23 protein-coding genes and 1 pseudogene are annotated in these 20,571 nt (G+C 38.4%); 6 read left to right on the plus strand and 18 right to left on the minus strand.

Annotation, left to right across the window (positions count from 1 at the left end; translation table 11 throughout):
* Positions 1-61: 61 nt before the first annotated feature.
* Positions 62-574, minus strand: coding sequence for a topology modulation protein (locus tag MKX72_RS14345; RefSeq protein ID WP_155007998.1), 513 nt, complete (start codon positions 572-574; stop codon positions 62-64).
* A 253-nt stretch (positions 575-827) separates the two neighbouring features.
* Here MKX72_RS14345 and MKX72_RS14350 point away from each other — a divergent pair, with 253 nt between their 5' ends.
* A complete protein-coding gene (locus tag MKX72_RS14350) occupies positions 828-1,058 on the plus strand; it encodes a hypothetical protein (protein ID WP_033579352.1) in 231 nt (76 codons plus the stop codon).
* Between the two features lie 43 nt (positions 1,059-1,101).
* Here the strand turns inward: MKX72_RS14350 and MKX72_RS14355 are convergent, their stop codons facing one another.
* From MKX72_RS14355 to MKX72_RS14370, 4 genes are all read right to left on the minus strand, one after another.
* Complete coding sequence (locus tag MKX72_RS14355; protein ID WP_154992112.1) at positions 1,102-1,461, minus strand: hypothetical protein; 360 nt, start codon at positions 1,459-1,461, stop codon at positions 1,102-1,104.
* A 62-nt stretch (positions 1,462-1,523) separates the two neighbouring features.
* Positions 1,524-2,285 (minus strand): glucose 1-dehydrogenase, encoded by a 762-nt coding sequence (locus tag MKX72_RS14360; RefSeq protein WP_033579354.1) that lies wholly within the window; start codon positions 2,283-2,285, stop codon positions 1,524-1,526.
* On the minus strand, positions 2,282-3,313 hold the full coding sequence (locus MKX72_RS14365) for a zinc-dependent alcohol dehydrogenase (protein ID WP_033579355.1): 1,032 nt from the start codon (positions 3,311-3,313) through the stop codon (positions 2,282-2,284). Before MKX72_RS14365 ends, MKX72_RS14360 begins: the two co-directional genes overlap by 4 nt.
* An 81-nt stretch (positions 3,314-3,394) precedes the next feature.
* Positions 3,395-4,027 carry a GntR family transcriptional regulator gene (locus tag MKX72_RS14370; protein ID WP_228307259.1) on the minus strand — a complete coding sequence of 211 codons (633 nt, stop codon included), beginning with the start codon at positions 4,025-4,027 and terminating at the stop codon, positions 3,395-3,397.
* 211 nt (positions 4,028-4,238) lie between these two features.
* On the opposite strand from MKX72_RS14370, the gene MKX72_RS14375 reads away from it, so the two are divergent.
* Entirely contained in the window at positions 4,239-4,697 is a 459-nt protein-coding gene (locus tag MKX72_RS14375; RefSeq protein ID WP_033579356.1) for a hypothetical protein, read from the plus strand.
* A 70-nt stretch (positions 4,698-4,767) separates the two neighbouring features.
* On the opposite strand, the gene MKX72_RS14380 is transcribed toward MKX72_RS14375, so the two are convergent.
* Together MKX72_RS14380 and MKX72_RS14385 are read right to left on the minus strand one after the other, a co-directional pair.
* The gene (locus MKX72_RS14380) at positions 4,768-4,899 is read right to left on the minus strand and encodes a hypothetical protein (protein ID WP_255219796.1); all 132 of its coding nucleotides are present in this window, start codon (positions 4,897-4,899) and stop codon (positions 4,768-4,770) included.
* A gap of 134 nt (positions 4,900-5,033) precedes the next feature.
* Positions 5,034-5,915, minus strand: coding sequence for a M23 family metallopeptidase (locus tag MKX72_RS14385; protein WP_049165173.1), 882 nt, complete (start codon positions 5,913-5,915; stop codon positions 5,034-5,036).
* A 341-nt stretch (positions 5,916-6,256) separates the two neighbouring features.
* Here MKX72_RS14385 and MKX72_RS14390 point away from each other — a divergent pair, with 341 nt between their 5' ends.
* Positions 6,257-6,715 (plus strand): histidine phosphatase family protein, encoded by a 459-nt coding sequence (locus MKX72_RS14390; RefSeq protein ID WP_235918744.1) that lies wholly within the window; start codon positions 6,257-6,259, stop codon positions 6,713-6,715.
* 47 nt (positions 6,716-6,762) lie between these two features.
* On the opposite strand, the gene MKX72_RS14395 is transcribed toward MKX72_RS14390, so the two are convergent.
* The gene (locus MKX72_RS14395) at positions 6,763-8,796 is read right to left on the minus strand and encodes a Na+/H+ antiporter (RefSeq protein ID WP_028412925.1); all 2,034 of its coding nucleotides are present in this window, start codon (positions 8,794-8,796) and stop codon (positions 6,763-6,765) included.
* Between the two features lie 269 nt (positions 8,797-9,065).
* Here MKX72_RS14395 and MKX72_RS14400 point away from each other — a divergent pair, with 269 nt between their 5' ends.
* A complete protein-coding gene (locus MKX72_RS14400) occupies positions 9,066-10,379 on the plus strand; it encodes a hemolysin family protein (RefSeq protein ID WP_033579360.1) in 1,314 nt (437 codons plus the stop codon).
* Here MKX72_RS14400 and MKX72_RS14405 read toward each other — a convergent pair whose 3' ends face one another.
* Positions 10,380-10,826, minus strand: coding sequence for a DUF4385 domain-containing protein (locus MKX72_RS14405; RefSeq protein WP_033579361.1), 447 nt, complete (start codon positions 10,824-10,826; stop codon positions 10,380-10,382). It abuts the gene before it with no gap.
* 173 nt (positions 10,827-10,999) lie between these two features.
* Here MKX72_RS14405 and MKX72_RS14410 point away from each other — a divergent pair, with 173 nt between their 5' ends.
* Complete coding sequence (locus tag MKX72_RS14410) at positions 11,000-12,319, plus strand: DUF2254 domain-containing protein (protein ID WP_230624634.1); 1,320 nt, start codon at positions 11,000-11,002, stop codon at positions 12,317-12,319.
* Between the two features lie 46 nt (positions 12,320-12,365).
* On the opposite strand, the pseudogene MKX72_RS14415 reads toward MKX72_RS14410, so the two are convergent.
* Positions 12,366-12,467 (minus strand): annotated as a pseudogene (locus MKX72_RS14415) (DNA topology modulation protein FlaR); the annotation flags it as partial.
* Positions 12,468-12,601: 134 nt separating this feature from the next.
* Here MKX72_RS14415 and MKX72_RS14420 point away from each other — a divergent pair.
* On the plus strand, positions 12,602-12,898 hold the full coding sequence (locus MKX72_RS14420) for a hypothetical protein (RefSeq protein WP_028412920.1): 297 nt from the start codon (positions 12,602-12,604) through the stop codon (positions 12,896-12,898).
* Positions 12,899-12,962: 64 nt separating this feature from the next.
* Here MKX72_RS14420 and MKX72_RS14425 read toward each other — a convergent pair whose 3' ends face one another.
* The 8 genes from MKX72_RS14425 to MKX72_RS14460 form a co-directional block, all read right to left on the minus strand.
* Positions 12,963-13,733 carry an ABC transporter ATP-binding protein gene (locus MKX72_RS14425; RefSeq protein WP_033579363.1) on the minus strand — a complete coding sequence of 257 codons (771 nt, stop codon included), beginning with the start codon at positions 13,731-13,733 and terminating at the stop codon, positions 12,963-12,965.
* A gap of 9 nt (positions 13,734-13,742) precedes the next feature.
* Positions 13,743-14,540, minus strand: a complete 798-nt coding sequence (locus MKX72_RS14430) for an ABC transporter ATP-binding protein (protein ID WP_033579364.1) — start codon at positions 14,538-14,540, stop codon at positions 13,743-13,745.
* Positions 14,541-14,545: 5 nt separating this feature from the next.
* Complete coding sequence (gene nikC, locus MKX72_RS14435) at positions 14,546-15,352, minus strand: nickel transporter permease (protein WP_033579365.1); 807 nt, start codon at positions 15,350-15,352, stop codon at positions 14,546-14,548.
* Positions 15,349-16,290 (minus strand): nickel ABC transporter permease, encoded by a 942-nt coding sequence (nikB, locus tag MKX72_RS14440; RefSeq protein ID WP_033579366.1) that lies wholly within the window; start codon positions 16,288-16,290, stop codon positions 15,349-15,351. Before nikB ends, nikC begins: the two co-directional genes overlap by 4 nt.
* A 2-nt stretch (positions 16,291-16,292) precedes the next feature.
* Complete coding sequence (nikA, locus tag MKX72_RS14445; protein ID WP_033579367.1) at positions 16,293-17,816, minus strand: nickel ABC transporter substrate-binding protein; 1,524 nt, start codon at positions 17,814-17,816, stop codon at positions 16,293-16,295.
* A 245-nt stretch (positions 17,817-18,061) separates the two neighbouring features.
* A complete protein-coding gene (locus MKX72_RS14450; protein ID WP_155007997.1) occupies positions 18,062-18,475 on the minus strand; it encodes a DUF4395 domain-containing protein in 414 nt (137 codons plus the stop codon).
* 312 nt (positions 18,476-18,787) lie between these two features.
* Positions 18,788-19,618: a YitT family protein gene (locus tag MKX72_RS14455; protein WP_028412913.1), complete on the minus strand. Its 831-nt coding sequence runs from the start codon at positions 19,616-19,618 to the stop codon at positions 18,788-18,790.
* A gap of 199 nt (positions 19,619-19,817) precedes the next feature.
* A complete protein-coding gene (locus MKX72_RS14460) occupies positions 19,818-20,378 on the minus strand; it encodes a hypothetical protein (RefSeq protein WP_028412912.1) in 561 nt (186 codons plus the stop codon).
* Positions 20,379-20,571: the final 193 nt, after the last annotated feature.

Here is a 20,571-nt window from a genome sequence, read left to right on the forward strand (position 1 = left end):
GCCATGTAACAAGCGAACTTGTTACGTGGCTGTTTTTGTTCAAAATTCAGCTCTACTCCACCTATAGGTTTTGTATATAGTTCTCGATGTCCTTTCTGTTCATCAGCATAAAAACCTTGCAATCCTCATCATTTTTAAGCTTTTTAAACCGGTTTCTCATCTTTTTTTGCCGTTCTCGATACGTCGTAAGAATAAATGTAAAAAATGACCAATCTACTTTCTCAGGGCATCCTTTTGCCATATCTTCACGCGTTTTTCTTGCATATACAATCCTCCTCTTTATCACTCGGTACACACAAACGATTAGCGGCAGCTCTAAATAAACGATGGTATCTGCACGCTTCACTCGAATATCATACGAATTGCTGTAGTTCCCATCGATAATCCAGCTGTCTTTTTTTACAATGTGCTCCTGCAATTCTCTAAAACTATCATTGTCTCTTTCCGCCCAGCCCGGCTGCCAATACAGGCTGTCTAGATGATGTACTTCTAGATCAAGCTTTTTCCCTAATTTCTTGGCAAATGTGGACTTTCCTACTCCTGGAGAAACGCCCATTACCAGCACTCTTTTCATTTCATCACCTTACCTTTTTAAAAACTAAAGCTAATTGAAGAGAAGGCAACTGTTTATACTGACTCGGTGTACTAAAAGCAGACTGCTGTATAAAGCAGCTTCATGTTAGCAGTTTTATTCGCATAATTTTCAGATAACATATAAACATTCATCATAAATTTCTGTATTCCTTCTTGCTTTGTAGTAAATAGGTTGCTTTTATTAATCGTTTCCTTTACCTTAAATGTGAGTATATAAAAGTAAGGTGAAAAAAATGAATGCATCTATGCTAAAGAGATTTTTACGAAACCTCGGGATTTTTATTTATATTGTCATCGCAGCTATTAATATTTACTTAACGAGAAATGACTTGAGCGATATGCTTACTCGCCTTGTGCTGCTGACTATTTTACTTCCTTTGTTTTTTAGTTTTGTGTATGCGTTAGGAAAATCACATTTTAAAAGACAAGAAGAGCTCGCTCAACAAGAGAAGAAAAAAGAGTAAAAAAAGCCTTTTATAGAGAGGGATTCCCCTTTCTAAAAGGCTTTTACTTTTTTCCATATAACTGAATCTGAACTACATCAGGATTAACGTTATACTGCTTGGTAAGTTGATTTACGACTTGCTGAATGTCCTTCTTCTTATAGGAAGAAAGTTGTTCAGCCGGCAGAAGAACCAGAACTTGAGCTTCCGCATAGTCATTCAGCACCCTAACTTCTTGAAAACCATGCTGCGTCAAAGCTGATTTTAACTCTTTTTCAAAGTCGGTGCTTTCTTTTGGGACAGCTATGGAGAGCTGATCGTAAGAAACTAGCGAAACCTCTTTCTCTTCAGGCTTTGTATACACCGCCCAAGCAGTTGTCAGCACTGTGACAGCAATACCAACATTCAATATCCACACTTTCATACCATGAACGCTCCTTTTAATCGAGTTTGTTCATGATATGAAAAAATTTATTGGTTCATGCGTTATCTTCCTAGCCATCCTCCGTCTACGGCAAGCAAGTGTCCGTGAATATAAGCAGACGCATCAGATGCTAAAAAGACAACTGCTCCTTTAAAATCATCTGCCTGTCCCCATCTGCCTGCGGGAATACGTTCAATGATTTGTCTGCTGCGCGTTTCATCGTTAATAAGTGCTTCATTCATATCAGTGGCAATGTATCCTGGTACAATTCCATTAACATTTACGCCTTTTGCTGCCCATTCATTAGATAAAGCCTTTGTAAGCTGAGCAACTCCGCCTTTTGCTGCGGCATAAGCTGGAACGGTAATACCTCCTTGGTAAGAAAGCAAAGATGCCATATTAATGATTTTTCCGCTTCCTTGTTTAAGCATTTGGCGGCCCGCCTGCTGACATAACAACCATACGGTTTTTAAATTAACGTTCATAACAGCGTCCCAATCTTCTTCTGCAAAGTCTACAGCGGGTGAACGTCTTTGAATGCCCGCGTTGTTCACTAAAATATCGAGCTTGCCAAAATAAGCAACAACCGATGAGATCGCTTCGCTTACTTGAGAAGCATTTTCTAGATCACAATTAACAATAAAACATTTTCTTTCGAGCCGTTCGATTTCTTCTTTTACTCCAAGAAACTCCTTTGAACGCTGCAAAAGAGCGATATCCGAACCTGCTTCTGCCAAAGCAATCGCCATTGATCTTCCAATTCCTCTTGTTGCTCCTGTAATTGCTGCTACTTTACCATCTAAAGAAAACAAATCTACTGTCATTGTTCATTCTCCTCTCCGTTTGGTGCAAATAAAACCTTAAGTGATTCATCAGGCCGCTGCATAAACTCAAACCCCGCTTGAATATCTTCAAGCTGCAGTTTATGAGAAATTAAAGAATCTGCTGCTATTTCACCGTTTGCAAGTAAATCAATAGCCGTCTGAAAATCTTCCCTTGTATAACATCTCGTTGTAGTTAATGAAATTTCCTTAAAGTGCATTGCTGCTAAATCTACTTCTGGAGCGCTTTTGTATACGCTCACCACCACAACCTCTCCTTGAATACGGCTTGTTTCAACCATTTGTTTTGCTGTAATTTGATTTCCGGCTACTTCAAATACAACGTCTGCACCGACTTCATTCGTAAGCAAACGCACTTCTTTTACTACGTCTCTTTTCGCTGCATCAATTGGTATAAAGCCAAGTTCTTTCGCTTTAGTTAAGCGATAAGAACTAATATCTGAGATCATTACTTTTTTTGCTCCTGCTCGTTTCGCAATCATCCCGATCAGCAGTCCAATAGGTCCTGCCCCTAAAATGACAGCTTGGTCTCCTACTTTCAAACGCGAGCGTCGCACTGTATGTACGGCAACCGCTACAGGTTCTGCAAGAGCTGCATGCTCGCTAGACAGTTTCTCTGGCAAGAGGTGAAGGCGGTTCACAGGAACAGCCACGTACTGCGCAAAACCTCCATCTTGATCAATGCCGATTAGTTTTAACTTTTTACAAACGTGAAACTGTCCTTTTACACAGGCTTCGCACGTTCCGCAGCTAAGCGTAGGCTCAACTGCTACGCGGTCACCTAAAGAAAATTCCGTTTCTCCTCGGATCTCCTCTATCACTCCGCTGAACTCATGTCCCATAGTGAGTGGCGCCTGTGCTCTAGGGTGTTTTCCAAAATAAATCATCATATCCGTTCCGCAAATTCCAGCATGAGATACCTTTACAAGCGCTTCTCCTTTTTTTATAACCGGTTTCGCTTTTTGCTGCATAACGGCTTTTGTTTCTGAAACGTAGACACCTGCTTTCATTTCTCCATCCCCCTTTGTATACTTGTCGACAAGTTGAAGAGAAAAATACTCAAAAATATTTCGAATATTTTATCCCTTTTTTTATGCTTCATTCAAAAGTGAAGCTGTTATCGTATTTCGCGTGTCTTCAAAGTGACGTTTCACTTCATCTTGAATGCGTTCTGTATTTTGAGACTTTAATGCCTTAATCATTTCATGATGCTGCTTAATCAGTGGGAGCACAGCTGCTTTATCATCTCGAAATCTTTTTTCAGTCGTAATTAAAAGAGCAGCTAAAATAATTTCACGGATGCTTTCCCACAATTTTAATATCCGCTTGTGGTCTGCTTCGATAATCACGAGCTCATGAAACCGCAAATCTTGATAAGCAAACTCTACATAGTCATCGTATTTAGCTGCCATCTTCATTTGATCAATGCTTTGCTCCAGCTTTTTAATAAGCGAATCATGGTTGACTTCAGATAAACGTTCTAAGACAAAGTGTTCTAAAAGCAGACGAACATCGTACAGCTCGTTTAAATCCCTAGTTGTTAAACCAATAACAACTGCTCCCATTCGCTGTAAATCAATGAGCCCTTCGTTTGAAAGGATCCGCAGAGCTTCTCTGATAGGAGATCGACTCATTCCAAACTCTGCCGAGAGCTGATTTTCTGATAGTATGGTTCCTTTTTTCAGCTCGCCGCTCATAATTTGAATTCTTAATTTGCTTACCACTTGTTCTCCCAGCGAGGCTCCGCGAAGCCATCTTTCCGGGTAGGTTACCTTTTTAATGTGTCATCACTCCCTTAACCAACTTGTATACAAGTATTCAAGATTTAGTATATAGATAAGAAATCTGACTGTAAACGTTTTCTTTGCGAAATGTATATTTTTACAATTCTTTCTTACACTAAGAACTACTGATAAATAAAAGGTGGGAAGATGGATGAATCAAATTATATTATGGGGAATTCTTGTTATTCCATGGTTTTTACTGCTGCTGCTTGATAAACAGCGGGTTAAACGATTTTTTACTGTAGGGTTGTTTGCTGCATTAATGATGACAATCGCCTATCAAGTAGCGGAAAAAATGCACTGGTGGACGGTTCAAGAAAACGTATTTTTTCTTACTAGCATGGGAGCAACGATTTATTGCCTTCATATTGTGATTACGATCTTTGTCTTTTACCTTACGTATCCCGGGTTTATCTTGTACATAATGGTTAACATTATTTTGGATTTGATTCATGGTTATGTTATAGTTCCTTTTCTCGCTAAAATTGGGCTTTATAATCTGTATGAAATTAGTCATTTTGGACTTTTCCTTGTCATGACTACCGTAGCCATTATCCTTTACTTGTTTCAGCGGCTTCTTGACTTTATATTTGAAGAAAATCATGCATAAAAAGAGGCTGGGACATAACGAAATGAAGCCCACCTAAAGACGAATAAATGAGATACATGAGCTGAACCGCTTATGACACCGCAGTTGATTTCCGTGCAAGGCTTCGCTTTCCGCGGGCGGCCGCTGAGCCTCCTCGTCGCTTGCGCTCCTGCGGGGTCTTCTGTCCCGCTTTTCCCGCAGGAGTCTTCGCCTTGCCCTTCAATCAACTGCTAGAAGGAACGAAACCCATGAAGCTATATTCACCATAACCAAAAGAACGAACCACTCATCAAACATGTTGATCAATGGTTCGTTTTTCACTTGGGCTAAAATACTTTTGTCCTAGTCTCTTTTTAATCAATAGAAAAATGGAATAACCGTATCTCCGCGAATCGGTTCAACAGCTGCATGAAACTGAATTCGCAAACTTTTTGACGTTTCGATGTCAGAGGCATCCATGACGTGAAAATGAATGTGAGGTTCGGATGAATTCCCGGAATTTCCACACCTTCCGAGCAGCGTTCCTTTACGAACCACGTCTCCTTTTTTCACAGAAACCGACCCTTGCTTCAAATGTGCAAGCACACTGTATTCTTTCCCTTCATGTTCAATGATAACGTGATTTCCTAAAGGATTTTTTTTATTGGTGTGTCCAATTTCATTATCTTCTTGGCCATCAGCTGCTGCGATAACGACTCCTTCAAGCGGAGCTACAACCTTTTTTCCATAAGCATAGTAATCTTCGTTTTTCATTCCATCATTTTTATAGCTTTGCTTTCCTTTTCGCACGACTAAATCATATGCATACCTTTGGCTTTCGACTGGATGGTGATAGTTCAACACCTCATGCTTTCCACCCCAATAGACAAACCATTCACTTTGAATCGGCATCGTATATTTGTTTGTACTCCATCTCTCTCTCTCTGAAAATGATTCTATAGGAGCAAGCACAAGTGCTTGTATAATATTATGTTCATCAAACATAACGCTGATGGCTTTTCTCTGCGTAGAATTTATCCAAATAAACTGCTCAATTTGAGGGGTTAAATAAAGATTTGTTTCTAGTCTGTACAACTGTTCTCCTTGATTAAACAATTTGCTCTGCTCCAAAAATTGCTGAAGGGAAACTTGACGTTTAAATTCTTCGCTTACACAATCATAAAGCTTCTTAAAATCCCCTTCTGCAAATAAAGTTCCAAACTCTTCTCTGATATTCACTTTTCTCTCTGTATCCATCATTGTAATCCACCCTTTTATATGTATTTCAATTTGTTTGAATTATCTATAAGTAATACGTTTTATCTTATAAAAAGGTTTCATTTTCCAATTATTCTATCTCAAAATCTTCTCCTATACCTTATTTACAATTTTCTCAATCCATTTTATACTTATTTTACAAATATTTGAAAGGAGGTGCAGCATGATGAAAATAACGTTAAATAAGAAAATCAAGCTGCGCCAAGTAAGTATTTTTGGCGCTTAAATTTTAAGGAGATTTCACAACGAAAGTAGCATTAGTACGTCATTACAAAGTAAACAAAGGGCTTCCAGAAAACCACCGCTTATCCACCGATGAACTAGTGGCTTGGTTTCAGGAATATGATGAATCAGATATTACGTATGGAGAGACTGATTTAAATAATATTGAATGGAAACGCTGTTTTTCAAGCGATATGCCGCGAGCACACAAAACGGCAAAGCATATTTATAAACAAGAGATCACTCTTCTTCCGGAACTTAGAGAAATACCCATGCCTATTATTCCAGTAAAATTTAAACTTCCTTTTATCCTCTGGGCATTACTGTTTCGCATGTCCGGACTCATCAACAAACAAGCTCGTACAGATATGGCTGAGACTAAGAGAAAAGTAGCAGCAGTGCTAGATCGCGCTATTTCCGAGTCAGAAGACGATTTGCTGATTGTCCGCCACGGAGGCATTATGAAATTTATGCGTAAAGAACTTATAAAACGCGGCTTTAAAGGGCCTCGGTTTGATATTGCTGTTAACGGAAAGCTTTATCTTTTTGAAAAGCAATAGAATGAAACTTACTAGAAAAAGTCGCAGAGACTACTCTCTGCGACTTTTTAATAACCATTTTCTTCAATTGTTAATGCTTCACGCAAAGCGATATCTTTTCGAATATTATGAGCGATTTCACGTGTGATTTCTCCTTTTTCATAAAGTTCTTGCACCGTTTCCCGCTCGGTATGAAACGCTTTATAACATAAATCTCTCGTTGCTTTTTTACGTTTACCTGAATTATACTCCGTACTCTCTTTTCTAAGTCTTGCCATGGATCTATGGTATTCACTAATGATAGCAAGTGAAATCATTCGATTTTCTTCGTTCATATTTTCTTTAATGACCTTTATCGCTTCTTCAATCATTTGAATACGTACTTTGTTCACTTTACTTCTTCTGCGCAGGCTTTGTTTTCTTAAAGCCTGCTTATTCGGTGAAAAAATTCGGACTAGTAATAATAAAACTTTTTTAAACCTCATCCAGCTCACCAATAATTTGTACCTTACACGATTGGTTACAGCCATTTCAAGCTTGTGCGTATGTTCCAAACAAATATACGCTGTCTCACGGTCTATTTTTTCCTCTTTTAATAGCTTTTCCACCAATTTCCCCTTGGCCTGAAGAGCCAGCAATCGAATTTCTTCTTCATACTGTTTGTTTTCAGAGGCTTCTAAAGGATGCGTTTTAACGATGATGTTATTAATCGTTGTATTATACGTTGAAATTAACGAAAGCGCTGCTCCACGATTTTCCTCGGTCATTTCTCTTTTTAACCGCTGAATAGCAGCTTTGTGCACTTTAATGCGTGCTTTAACCTCTTTTGTATTGCGCTCAGGCTTCTTCGGCGCCTTTTCTGTTTTCGCAATAACAGGTAAAAGAATGCTTGCCGCAACTAAGGTTAACAATATAACGCCTGCTGCTAGAAAAATAATCAGAGAGCGTTCCGGGAAATCACTGCCGTTATCAAGCGTATAAGGAATCGAAAACGCTCCAGCTAACGTAACAGCTCCTCGTACACCTGAAACCGTAATAATACCAATAGACCGAGGCTCAGGTTTTAGATGCTTGTTATTTTTGTAATACCAGCCTACTGACCATGATACCATCACCCAAATAAATCGTAGTACGAGCAAAAAGACAGTAATAATCAAAATATAAAGAAGCACTTGTCCATTATTAAAGTTTGGATCTTGAATAATTGCTTTCGCCACTTTTGGTATTTGCAGACCAAGCAGCACAAAAACCAAGCCATTTAACAAATATAAAATAACCGTCCAAGTACTTTTTGATACCACTTTAAGCTGCTGGTTAGGTGATTCCTCTCGGTCGCGCTCAATCGCATGCACAATGCCGCCTGCTACAACTGCCAAGATTCCCGATAGATGAAAGTGTTCAGCAATGTAGAAGACAACAAATGGAGTTAGAATTTGTATTAACATATGAATCGTAATATCTTCCATTCCTAAACGTCGAACAAGTACACGCAGTCTGATAATCAGAAAAGCGATAAATGCTCCTACAAACAAACCGCCCAGCGCTACCCAAAGGAACTGAAATGTAGCATCTACGATTGAAAAAACGCCCGTTACGGTAGCAGCTACTGCTACTTGAAACGCTACAAGACCAGAGGCATCATTCATCAGTCCTTCCCCTTCAAGCAAATGCATAATTCGCTTAGGCAGCTTTACTCGGCTCGCCATAGCTCCAACTGCCACTACATCTGTTGGGGACAAAATAGCGGCTAGTGCAAATGCCGCCGGTAACGGAATGGAAGGGATAAGCCAATTAATTAGATATCCCCCTACTGCCACCGTTACAAAAACCAGTCCCAGCGCTAGTAATAAAATAGGTGTACGAAGCTTCCAAAGAGCAGCTCTTGACACGTTTTTCCCATCATTGAATAATAGCGGGGCAATAAATAAAATAAAAAATAATTCAGGTTCCAAATGGACATCTCCGCCAAATGGCAAGATAGCAAGCCCTGCTCCCAAAGCTATTTGAACTAACGGAACAGGAATAAATGGCACAAAATGATTAATGATATTAGATAGACCAATCAAAGCCAATAAGACTAATATCGTTAGAAAAAATTCCATAAAAACAATCGACTCCTACTTCTATTTACATCTCTTTAAAGGTATCACGTTGTCTCTTTTCGTTCATTTTATAATGTTTAGTTTACGCTTTTTCTGCCAAAAAATGTTGCGAGTTATTAAAAAGTGTTCTTTCTTTTCGATAAGTTTATTTCTACGGAGATTAAGGGAACAGTATACATGATATTCTTTATTTACCATATAAATCAGCTCATCAAACTTTTATAAAGGAGGTGTTCCCTTATCCGTTTCAACGGGGTAAGGAGATAAATTTGGAAACAGTAAATGTCATCTTATTCATCGTATTAATCATATTAACAGCCTTTTTTGTTGCAACGGAATTTGCCGTCATTAGGGTACGGTCGACTAGAATCGATCAGTTAATTGAAGAAGGAAACCGGAACGCTTTAGCAGCAAAAAAAGTAGTATCAAATTTAGATGGTTATCTTTCAGCCACACAGCTGGGCATTACGGTTACCGCATTGGGTCTAGGCTGGATAGGTGAACCTACGGTAGGTCATTTATTAGAGCCGCTTATTGACATGCTTCCTTTTGCTACATCACTTTCGCATGTCATATCTTTTGTTCTTGCTTTTTCGATTGTCACATTTTTAAATGTGGTAGCTGGAGAACTTGCGCCCAAAACGGTGGCGATTCAAAAGGCCGAACAAGTGACGCTGTTATTTTCCCGTCCTCTTATTCTTTTTTCTAAGTTACTTTATCCGTTTATTTGGCTTTTAAACCACTCAGCAAGAGGCGTTGTCGGATTATTCGGCCTGAAGCCAGCTTCTGAAAATGAAGTAGCTCATAGTGAAGAAGAACTTAGAATTATTTTATCTGAAAGCTATGAGAGCGGTGAAATTAATCAATCGGAATTTAAGTTCATGAATAATATCTTTGAATTTGATAATCGTACGGCTAAAGAAATCATGGTGCCTCGTACAGAAATTGTTAGCGTATCAGCAGATGAAACGATAGAAGAATTCTTAAAAATGGCTAGAGTAGAGCAATATACTCGCTATCCAGTAGTTATAGATGGAAACAAAGATCAAGTGGTGGGATTAGTTAATATTAAAGAAATATTAGCGGATTACATAAAAGAAGATGATATCAAACCACGTACCGTGCAAACGTATATGAAACCCATCATTCAAGTCATTGATTCCATCGCCATTTACGACTTATTGCTTAAAATTCAAAGGGACAGAATTCACATGGCCATCTTAATAGACGAGTATGGAGGAACAACGGGGCTTGTAACGGTTGAAGACATTTTAGAAGAAATTGTTGGTGAAATTCGTGATGAATTTGATGATGATGAAATACCGGACGTACACAAAATTAATGAAAATCACTACGTACTAGATGCGAAGGTGTTGATTGAAGAAGTAAATGATTTACTCGGAACAACTATTGAACAAGAAGACGTTGATACCATTGGCGGCTGGATGCTGACCGAAAAGTTTGATCTTGCTAAAGGTGATAGCATCAAAAACGAAGGTTTTTCATTTAAAGTCATTGATATTGAACATCACCATATTAAACGAATCGAAATAACAAAGGAAAAAAGTACGGATCCCAGCTGATTATCCGTACTTTTTTTGATGCTCTTTTTTCATTTGCAAGTACTCTTTATTCTCTCGTACCTCTTTCCATTTTTCCATAAAAATTGATGCCGATTCTGCTTTTTGTTCATCCATTTGCCGTTCGTTACGCTCGCCGTCTTTGTTGTATTTCTTTCCGCCTTTGTAGTTCGCGTAGCGCCTCGATCGCGTGTATCCCATTTGGAGAAATTTCCGGGCCATGTCCATTCCAACAAAATCGCTTTTTTCTTTGTAGGTTAAAAAAAGCTGATAGATGGCGTCGGCGGATTCCTCAGCAATGTCAGGTGTACGAAAACGCCAGTGAGGAAGAATTTCACTTTTATATGGCTCAACAAGGAGAACTCCTTGTTCTCCTTTTCCTACTCTATACTTTTCAGGATGTTTTCTAAAATCGATATGTTCAAAGTCAAGTGAATAATCAAATGCCACGGCTCTTCCCTCCTTTTTGATCTCTACCCTTTACAAATGAATGATAAAACTTTTCTTAAAGAAGTTTTTCACATGCAGGTGAGGGTAATAATAGGTGGATAAGTATGGTTAACTTTTTTCTTCATACTAAAAGAAGTCCGAACTTATTAAATCATGATATGGGAGATTTCGTTATGTCAATAAAGCTACAGCAAAATCGAATAAAAGCTAATTTTTGGATTACTCCTTCTATATACGGAATTGTTGCTTTTGTTTTAGCCACTATTAGTACATTTTTAGATCGATATTTGACAGCTCACAAACAGTGGTTAAAGTTAGTTCCATCCGTGTTTCTAACGGATAAAGAGCTTGCTCATACTATTTTAAGTTCAGTATCAAATTCCTTATTAACGATGACGACAATTACATTTTCTTCTGTGTTAGTGGTACTGACTACGTTTGTAGGTCAGTTTTCTCCTAGAACGATTCAGAACTTTAATACAGATGCCAAAACTCAGCGCGTGCTTGGCACTTTTATCGGTGGATACGTATACGTGCTTGTAGTGCTCATTCAAGTTCGCAGCAACCAAGTCAGCAATACTTTTATTGTTCCTTCATTAGCCATCGTGGTAGCATTCATTTGCTTAGGGATGTTTGTGTTTTTGATTCACCACGTCATCAACTGGATTAAAGTCGGAAATTTAATTTCAAACATTGCAAAAAAAACGATGCTTACCATTGAAGAGAGACGGCTAGAACAACAAAAGCACCCCGAATCAAAGAATGAAATACAGGTTGATTTTGATAGTGAAAACACACTGCAAATTAAAAGTAATAGACAAGGATATATTCAATATATCGAACTCAACCATTTAACAGCACTAGCATCTAAATTAAATGTCATTGTTAAACTCGAAAAAGCACCCGGAGAGTATGTAGAAGCAGACACACCGTTATTAACTGTAATCACTCACCATCAATCGTTAGAACGTGAAAAATTTCTTCATTGCTTGTTTATTACAAATGACCAAGAATCGATCCAAGACGTAAAATTAGGTATTCAAAAACTAAGTGAAATTGCATTAAGAGCTATTTCACCAGCTATTAATGACCCTGAAACAGCTATTAACTGCATTGAACAGCTCACGCAAGTGTTTATCAAACTCGGACAAAGCTATTCTTCCTCTCCTTATTATTGCGATGAAGAAGGACGTATTCGAGTGCTGCTAGAAAAACCTTCTTTTACGGATTATTTGTACAAAGCGTTCTATCAAATTCGCCATTATGGAAAAGAAGATGTTTCCGTGATGTCTGCTGTCATTAAGGCATTAACTGTAATCGCTGAAACAAATCGCTCTGCCATCAAAAACGACGTGTGGTTTTTTTCTTCCTATATCGTAGAAGGACTGCAAAAGGAAGAGTGGCTTAAAATGGACAAAGAGTTTCTTAATCAGCTTCTCAAAAACCTTGCAAAAGCTTGTGAAAAAAAATGCGGGTCTATGTTGATAGAATAAAAACCAAAAAAAGCCGCTCATCAACTGAGCGGCTTTTTCTTACGATGTGAGGAACTTCTAATCTATGGGATAACAAACGGGCTAGAGTCGTTTTTCCACTTCCAACGGATCCAACGATATGTATTTTTTTACATGAAGCGCTTTGAATACTTCATCTCCCCCTACTTCAAACCTGTTCTTCTATACATATTGTATCATTCAAGTTCTTTTTCTCTAATGCAAACCAAAACGTTTTATGCTAGTATTTTATGGTACTTGACTGACAAAAGGAGTGAAAACACAGTGCCTAAAACCCTTTTTGGAAAACTTACGCTGTTTTGGATTGGACTATTTTTATTAATTACAGGTCTATTTTTTTATTATAAATATACAAACCAAGGGTTTACAGCTGCAGATTTATTCTTTCGCGCCTCTCCTCCTTTAGCTACTATTGGCTTTCTTTTAAGCGCAGCCGGACTATATGAAGAACGAGGAAAAAACAAGCTAATTCCTCTTGTTGTACTCACCATTAGTTTTATCATGCTCTGCCAAGCAGGCTATCACTTTATCCATATGCATACTCCACCGCCGCGTCCCTGACTTTGTCTCATTCTCATTTATAAAAAAGCTCTCGTTTAGTATATTAAACGAAGAGCTTTATTTTCTATTCAAATAAACGCACAAGCTTTTTTGTATAGGGATGCCTGTTTTTATCAAATAGCTGTGCACGGTCAAATTGATCGATAACCTCGCCTTGCTGCATAACCATCATGCGACTGCTCATAAATTTTACTGCTGCTAAATCATGCGAAATAAAAAGATAAGACAGCTGAAAAGTCTCCTGCAAATCTTTTAATAAATTTAAAATCTTTGCTTGTACCGTAACATCAAGGCTCGCTGTTGGTTCGTCTAACAGTACCAGAGACGGACCTACGCTAATGGCACGCGCAATCGCTACACGCTGAAGCTGTCCTCCGCTGAGTTCATGGGGATAATTCAACGCATATTCTGCGTTAATTCCGACTTTTTCTAACAAATAAAAAGCGATTTCTTTTTCATTTCTGCTCACATGAGATAAAAATGAAGGAACGGTTCGCTGCTGCCGCAAAGGCTCGAGCAAAGAATCGATGATTTTTACTTTTGGATTAAAAGAAGCCGCGGGGTTTTGAAATACCACTTGCATGCCTAGACGAGCTTGCTGCAGTTTTTTCCCTTTTAACCGGTGAAGAGGTTTCTCTGCAAACCATACTTCTCCCTGCTGAGTCTCTGTTAACCTTAGCACGCTTTTTACAAGCGTACTTTTTCCGCTTCCACTTTCTCCGACAATCCCCACACATTCCCCTTTATCGATATGCAGGGAAACATTATTTAGCGCTTTAACGTCTTTATACTGTTTCACAAGCTGCGTGACGCGTAATATATTTTTTTCTTTCATATCTCACTCCTATATCAACACTTTTTTCTGCGTATCTAACAATCGATCAGGCGTTTTCCGTAAAGAAGGAATGGCGTTAAACAGTTTTTTTGTGTAAAAATGACGCGGAGTGTGAAGCAGAGATTCGATACTGTTTTCTTCCACGATTTCTCCTGCTAGCATAATGGCTCCCCGGTCCGCATATTTCCGCACATGACGCAAATCATGAGTAATAAACAGAATGGCACAGCCAGCTTCTTCTTTCAGCTTATACAGCAGCTGAAGAACTTCAGCTGCTGCCACGCTATCTAAAGCCGTAGTTGGTTCATCTGCGATAATCAAGGCAGGCTTCATCACCAGCGCTAAAGCAATTGCTGCTCGCTGAAGCTGTCCTCCGCTCAGCTGAGCAGCATAGCTTTTATACACGCGTTCATTAGGTAAATTCACCGCTTTTAAAGCCTGAAAAACGGCGGCTTTCCTGTCTTTTTTAGACAGCTCACTATGAGTACGAACCGTTTCATCAAACTGCTTTCCAATTGTTAAAAAAGGCGTAAAAGCGCTTCGATAATCTTGAAAGATATACGAAATATCTTTTCCAAGGATAGGAGCCTCTCCTTTCTGTTTAAAGGTGATAGAGCCTTCTTTAAGCGTCACACCTGAAGGCAGCAGTCCTCCTATCGAAGCAGCAGTGATGCTTTTCCCGCTTCCGCTTTCTCCAACGAGCGCCATCCACTGTCCTTGTTCGATTGTGAAAGAAACGTCTTTTATGATTTGTTTTGTTTTATTATAAATGGCTAGATGCTTTACTTCTAAAACGATGACGATCACCTCTTTTATCGATTAACTTGATATTTCCCTCGAATATATTCACCTAAAGCTGTAAACGTCAGCACAAATAAAATAATGGCCACACCTGGTATCAACATTAGCTGCGGAGCATTGTAAAAGTAAGCCCTGCCTTCATTTAGCATCGTTCCCCATTCCGGAGTAGGCGGCTGAGTCCCTAGTCCAATATAGGATAATGAGGCCATCATTAAAATGATTTTCCCTATATCCAGCGTAGCAAGAACAAGAATATGTCCCCCGACGTGAGGAAGAAAGTGGCGAAGGATTAAAGGCAGTGTTCCCACTCCGTTTAATTTAGCAATCAGCACATATTCTTTTGACTTTTCTTGAAGCACAATACTCCGCACTACCCTTGCATAACTAACCCACTTTACAATAACCATCGCAGCAATTAAGTTAAATAATCCAGGCCCTAACAGTCCACTTAAGACAATGGCTGCAATATAATCAGGAAAAGCTAAAAAAGCATCTACAATTCTCATTAAAAAGCGATCTATCTTTCCTCCAATATACCCTGAAACTAAACCAACCGGGACTCCAATCAAAAGAGAGAGCGCTAAGACAAGACAACTAGTTCCAATCGTAGTCTGAGCTCCAGCTATGATTCGTGAAAAAAGATCTCTGCCTAAGTGATCAGTCCCTAGCCAGTGATCACTGTTGGCTTTTTGAAGCCGGTCTTGCATATTGACTTGTGTGGGGTCCATTGGTATTAGCTGACTTCCAAACAGACAAAATAAAATAAGCACAATACCACACATGCTTATTACTACAAAAAGAAGCTGCGGCTTTTTCAAGTTTTATCCCCTCCCTTTACATAGAGCTGGGGATTTACATATTTGTAGCTCAAATCCACAAGTGAATTGATTAAAACAACAAACAGGCCCATCCACAAAATATACCCTTGAATCACAGGATAATCACGATTCATAATCGCATCAATAACTAGTTTTCCGATTCCAGGATAAGCAAAAAGCACTTCAATAATAACCGTTCCTCCAAGTAAACTCCCTAAGCTTGTCCCTAAAATGGTAAGAATGGGTGTTAAGCTATACCGAAACGCATGGAAAATAAAAATGCGGCTTTCACTTATTCCTCTTGCTCGAGCAGATCGTACAAAATCTTGTTTCAATCCTTCTAGCAGACTAGCTCTAATCATTCGCATATACACAGCGGACATGGCAAAACCAAGTGTTAAAGAAGGCAGCACAAGATGGGCTGCTGTGCCTGTACCCATTGAAGGAAGCCATTGAAGACGTACAGAGAACAGCTGTATAAACAAAAGACCGAGCCAAAAGCTTGGAATAGACGCTCCAATTAAAGAAATACTTCTGCTGAGATAATCAATCCACTTATTTGGATATAGTGCTGACAGCGTTCCGAGTGGCACAGCTATTAAAAGCATCACAACCAAAGATGCAACCGTCAAGCGCAGCGTAGCCGGAAACTTCTCAACTAATTCGTCGATGACAGGCTCTTTTGTCATATATGAAGATCCTAAATCAAACTGAAAAAAACGCTTCAGCCACTTTACATATTGAATATATACGGGTTCGTTAAACCCTAGCTCTGTTCGCAAACTATTTATTTGTTCCTCAGAAACTGCCACGTCATCTACGCGGAGCATTTGCTTAACTGGGTCTCCTGGAGCCAGCTTCATTAAAACAAAGCTGAGAAACGATAGGATAACTAAAAAAATGAGTAATTCTATTATTCTTTTACCAATTAATTTCATATCTATTTCACATCTAAATCCTTTGTTATCACATAGTATTCACTTTTGGCTGTAACCCAATTTTTCACATTGTCTCTATAGGCTACAAAATTGTTCGGGTGAACAATCGAAGAATGCAGCGTTTCCTTTTCTGCTATTTCTCCCGCTTGTCTTGCTAACTTATTGCGCTGTTTTTGATCAACGGTTTTATTAAGCTCATCAATAATGGAAGCTAATGCTGGTTCATGAAAATGTCCAACATTAAATGCCCCTCCCTCCGTATAAAGAGCATTAAAGAAATATCCTGCATCTCCTCGCGGCGCGGTTACTAGGCTGTATGTAACGATTCCCCAATCATCTTTTGTTGTCATATACTCATCCATATTTTCCACTTGTTGAATGTCTATTTTCACACCAATCTTTTTGGCTTCTGACTGAAGCATTTGTGACATTAAAGGCAGTTCTGGACGATAAGGGTATGTAACAAGCTTAAAAGAAAGTTGTTTTCCATTTTTTATTGCTTTTCCATCCTCGAGTATATAACCGGCTTTTTCTAAATGTTTTTGAGCCTCACTTGGTCCGTAGGTTTTCGTTTTTTGATCGTTCGAAAAATCCAAACTATCTAAAAATGGACCTGCTGCTGGTGAACCTTGACCTGCGAGCGCTGTGTTGACAACATCCGTGGGATTTAATAATACATCAAACGCTTTTCTCACATTTTTATCTTTAAACGCTTCTTGCCTTGAATTATAGAAAAGCATTTGATTTCTGAGGCTCGGCTGTATATCTACTACAATAGATGAATCTTGTTTTAAAGTATTTAAGCTTTCAATTGCCGGACGATATACAATATCAGCTTCACCTGATTGTAAAGCAGACGTGCGTGCATTTTCATCATCATTAAATGTTAACACAACTTCATCCAATTTTGGTTCCCCATCCCAGTATTCTTTGTATTTTTTTACTTTCATTTCACTATCCGGTTTAAACGAAGCTACTTTAAATGGTCCCGTTCCCACTGGTTTACTTTTTATATCTGAAGTATCTACATCAATAATTGCCGTGTTTGGATGAACAAGTTCAGAAGGCAGCGTAGCAAGCGGCTCTGTTGTTGTAATGATCAAGATTTGGCCACTGGCTTTCATTTCTTTAATTTTAAGTGCACTTTTCATTGCTTCGCTTTCTTTTATCGTTCTTTCTAACGAATGTTTCACGGCTTCAGCATTCAGATCCTTGCCATTTTGAAACGTAATCCCGCCTCTAATCTCAAATATCCAGGTCGTCCCATTATCTTCTGTTTTCCATTTCTTTGCGAGCCATGGTTCAATCTGTAATTGCTCATTGACTTTGACTAGTGTTTCCGCAATGCCGGCTCTTACAGTGGTGTAATTTAACTGTGGATCGAGCGTGTCACTTGGAAAATTCGATACAAAAGTAAGTGATTTTGTTTCCCTCTCTTGTCCGGTACTCGCAGATTTACTCGAACATGCCGCTAGCATACCTATCGTAGCAAGCGTTAAGCATAGCAGACTTATCTTTTTTTTCATATAAACCCTTCCTTTATTAAAAGCTATCCTTTTTTATGTACTGTCTCTAACTATAATTCCCCTCCTTTAAATCGTAACGATTATTATTATCATAAAAAGTTTAATTTGTTTACCTTACTTTGTCAACAAAGGTTTTTAAAGGATACAGGTGCTCTAACATCTGTTTTCATCCGTTATGATGATTAAATTTATTGATAACGTATACAAATGAGCAAAAAAAAAACAAAGCCTTCTCGAGGCTTTGTTTATGCAGGGTATTTTTTTCTTTTATATTTCCACATCATATATCGATAACGAATCGTGCAGCCTATACAATACCCCATCAGCGCTACACCTGCAGCAAGAATCACCATTATACTAAATATATAGCCGACAAGCGTATAACCCATTAAAAAAAAAATGAAAGCAACTCCCACACATATCGTTGCAATCCATTGGTTAAAAAGCTGCTGAGCCCGGTCTTCCATTTGATAAGAAGAAGCAGGCTTTCGGAGAAGAGTTTTCCCTGCCATAATTACGGGATTACGCTTTGTTGCAAGTGTGACTACTCCAACGAGAAAAGGCAAAAGTAAAAGCCACTTTGCCGCAAGTAAAGCGATCAAAACCGTTATAACGATAAAGAGTTGATTAAGCTGAACTAATGGTTTGGGAATGCTCATGGAACTCCTCCTTCTTAAAACCTATTATACAAATCGGTTTACTAATTTAAAAGAAAAAGCACTCCAAATGAGCGATAAGACTTATATAAAAAAGTTACATAATTTCACTAACGTACTTTAAGATCAGTATCGTAAATAAAATCAAGACAACGTATCGTAAAGAACGGATTCGACGTTGAAGAAGACGTTTTACATGCCTTTTATTACGCATATGGGTTCTTCCTTTCGTATATTGAATTGTCTTTAGACACACTTATATCATACTTTTTCGGAAAACACCAACGTCAGAAAAAATTGCCAAGAACCACAGCTTTATGCGCTTAAAAAGCCTTTTCCAATTACGTCTCGTACATCGTGTACAATCACAAATGCTTCATCATCAATTTTTTTAATTAACTTTTTAAGTTTAAGAAGCTCTTGTTTATTAATGACAACGTACAAAATTTCTTTTGATTCTTTTGTATAGTTCCCTCGACCGTTTAGAATCGTTACCCCGCGATCAAGCTGTTCATTGATTTGGTCCGCTACCTCGTTTTTGTTGCTTGAAATAACGGTAACGGCCTTTTTGGCATCAAATCCTTCAATAACGAAGTCAATTACTTTTGTTGTAATGTAAAGCATGACGATCGTAAATAGTAACTTTTCGATTCCAATAATAAAATAAGAAGCCAATACCACTAGTAAATCAACAATTAAAAGTGCATGACTGACTTTCCAGTTTAAAAACTTATTTAGAATTCGAGCAATAATGGCTGACCCTGCTGTTGTTCCACCAACTCGCAAAATCATCCCAATTCCAACGCCTAGCAGTACACCGGCAAAAACCATGCCAATGAGCTCTTCGCGAAGATGAAGACCCCAGCCTTCAGTTACGTGAAGAAAAATAGATGTAGTGATAATCGTAATCATTGTATAGACGATGGTTTTTTTCTCTAAAAATTTATACCCTACGATAAGCAAGATACCGTTTAGAATAAAGTTAGTGACGCCTGTTGAAAGATGCGTTGTATAATATAAAATAATGGATATACCCGTAACGCCGCCTTCACCCAGTCCTATTGGAATGACGAACATGTTAACTGCAAGTGAAAATACAAACGAACCTATTAATAAAAAGATGACATCTTTTACTGTTTTACTCATCAATTAAACCCTCCTCGGCATAAAAATTCACATAAAAAAGCCCCTTCTCCAAAAGAGAAGAGACGCTTATGTTTAGTTTTTATATTACGTATTCTTAAATTGCCATGTATGACTATAATATGTTCACATACGTTTGTCAATCGGAAAGTTTATGCATTATGTGTAACCAAGGCTATGAGTCATTTATCTTTTATGTATACTAGGAATGTTTTAATTTATTTAAGCAAAGACGGATGCAGGAATTAGTCGACTCAATTAATTCTTTATCGCCTTTTTTCAATCGAATTTCTAACGCGCGTTGAAAATAGTGATGTGCTCTGGAAACAACCCGCTGATCAAGTAAACATTTTCCATAATGCTGATAGACAAAGTCTTCATATATGTGAAGGTCTTCATCTGCTTTTAATTGTTCAATGAGTAGCTGAAACGTTTCATTCGCCTTATCCCACTGTTCTTGCCAGTGATATGTATGTCCAAGTCGGATCGTATTCAAAAATTCACCTATTGTATCAGCATGTCGGTCATATAGATAAATGGCCAGCTGCAAGTGTCTTTCACTGCTCGTTAATTCTCCAAGTATGCGCTCATATACACCAATATGTCCATATGTTTTAGCAGCGGCACACTCATCCTCTTCTTCAAGAGCTCGTTTCTTTAAATAGATGATTCCCTGCTTCATTTGGTGTGGGTTAACCGGAACTTCTCGAAGCTGTTCATTAAATCGATAACTCATATTAAACGGAAGATCTCTGATGTTCATGCACGCTCCTTTCATGTGGCACATCAGCAAACATACTTTCATGACCGCTTGCTTATGGTCCATTGGATGTAGGATTCTTTCCATTTTGATACGTTTACGCGATTTACAGGAAAGCTCAGCAAAAGTGCTGAGCTGTTGGTTCTTATTATTTTACTTATATATCCATTTTATCACAAAAAATACTACCGTAAAG

The organism is Priestia sp. FSL R5-0597 (genome assembly GCF_038006305.1).
Classification (GTDB): Bacteria; Bacillota; Bacilli; order Bacillales; family Bacillaceae_H; genus Priestia; species Priestia zanthoxyli.

What these genes read in the sequence shown, in the direction of transcription:
- nikA (WP_033579367.1), bottom strand. Translation starts at nt 17,816, where the DNA reads ATGAAAAAAAAGATAAGTCTGCTATGCTTAACGCTTGCTACGATAGGT.
- MKX72_RS14395 (WP_028412925.1), bottom strand. Translation starts at nt 8,796, where the DNA reads ATGGAATTTTTTCTAACGATATTAGTCTTATTGGCTTTGATTGGTCTA.
- MKX72_RS14410 (WP_230624634.1), top strand. Translation starts at nt 11,000, where the DNA reads ATGTCAATAAAGCTACAGCAAAATCGAATAAAAGCTAATTTTTGGATT.
- MKX72_RS14365 (WP_033579355.1), bottom strand. Translation starts at nt 3,313, where the DNA reads ATGAAAGCAGGTGTCTACGTTTCAGAAACAAAAGCCGTTATGCAGCAA.
- MKX72_RS14385 (WP_049165173.1), bottom strand. Translation starts at nt 5,915, where the DNA reads ATGATGGATACAGAGAGAAAAGTGAATATCAGAGAAGAGTTTGGAACT.
- MKX72_RS14350 (WP_033579352.1), top strand. Translation starts at nt 828, where the DNA reads ATGAATGCATCTATGCTAAAGAGATTTTTACGAAACCTCGGGATTTTT.
- MKX72_RS14450 (WP_155007997.1), bottom strand. Translation starts at nt 18,475, where the DNA reads ATGAGCATTCCCAAACCATTAGTTCAGCTTAATCAACTCTTTATCGTT.
- MKX72_RS14375 (WP_033579356.1), top strand. Translation starts at nt 4,239, where the DNA reads ATGAATCAAATTATATTATGGGGAATTCTTGTTATTCCATGGTTTTTA.
- MKX72_RS14345 (WP_155007998.1), bottom strand. Translation starts at nt 574, where the DNA reads ATGAAAAGAGTGCTGGTAATGGGCGTTTCTCCAGGAGTAGGAAAGTCC.
- MKX72_RS14355 (WP_154992112.1), bottom strand. Translation starts at nt 1,461, where the DNA reads ATGAAAGTGTGGATATTGAATGTTGGTATTGCTGTCACAGTGCTGACA.
- MKX72_RS14460 (WP_028412912.1), bottom strand. Translation starts at nt 20,378, where the DNA reads ATGAACATCAGAGATCTTCCGTTTAATATGAGTTATCGATTTAATGAA.
- MKX72_RS14455 (WP_028412913.1), bottom strand. Translation starts at nt 19,618, where the DNA reads ATGAGTAAAACAGTAAAAGATGTCATCTTTTTATTAATAGGTTCGTTT.
- MKX72_RS14425 (WP_033579363.1), bottom strand. Translation starts at nt 13,733, where the DNA reads ATGAAAGAAAAAAATATATTACGCGTCACGCAGCTTGTGAAACAGTAT.
- MKX72_RS14360 (WP_033579354.1), bottom strand. Translation starts at nt 2,285, where the DNA reads ATGACAGTAGATTTGTTTTCTTTAGATGGTAAAGTAGCAGCAATTACA.
- nikB (WP_033579366.1), bottom strand. Translation starts at nt 16,290, where the DNA reads ATGAAATTAATTGGTAAAAGAATAATAGAATTACTCATTTTTTTAGTT.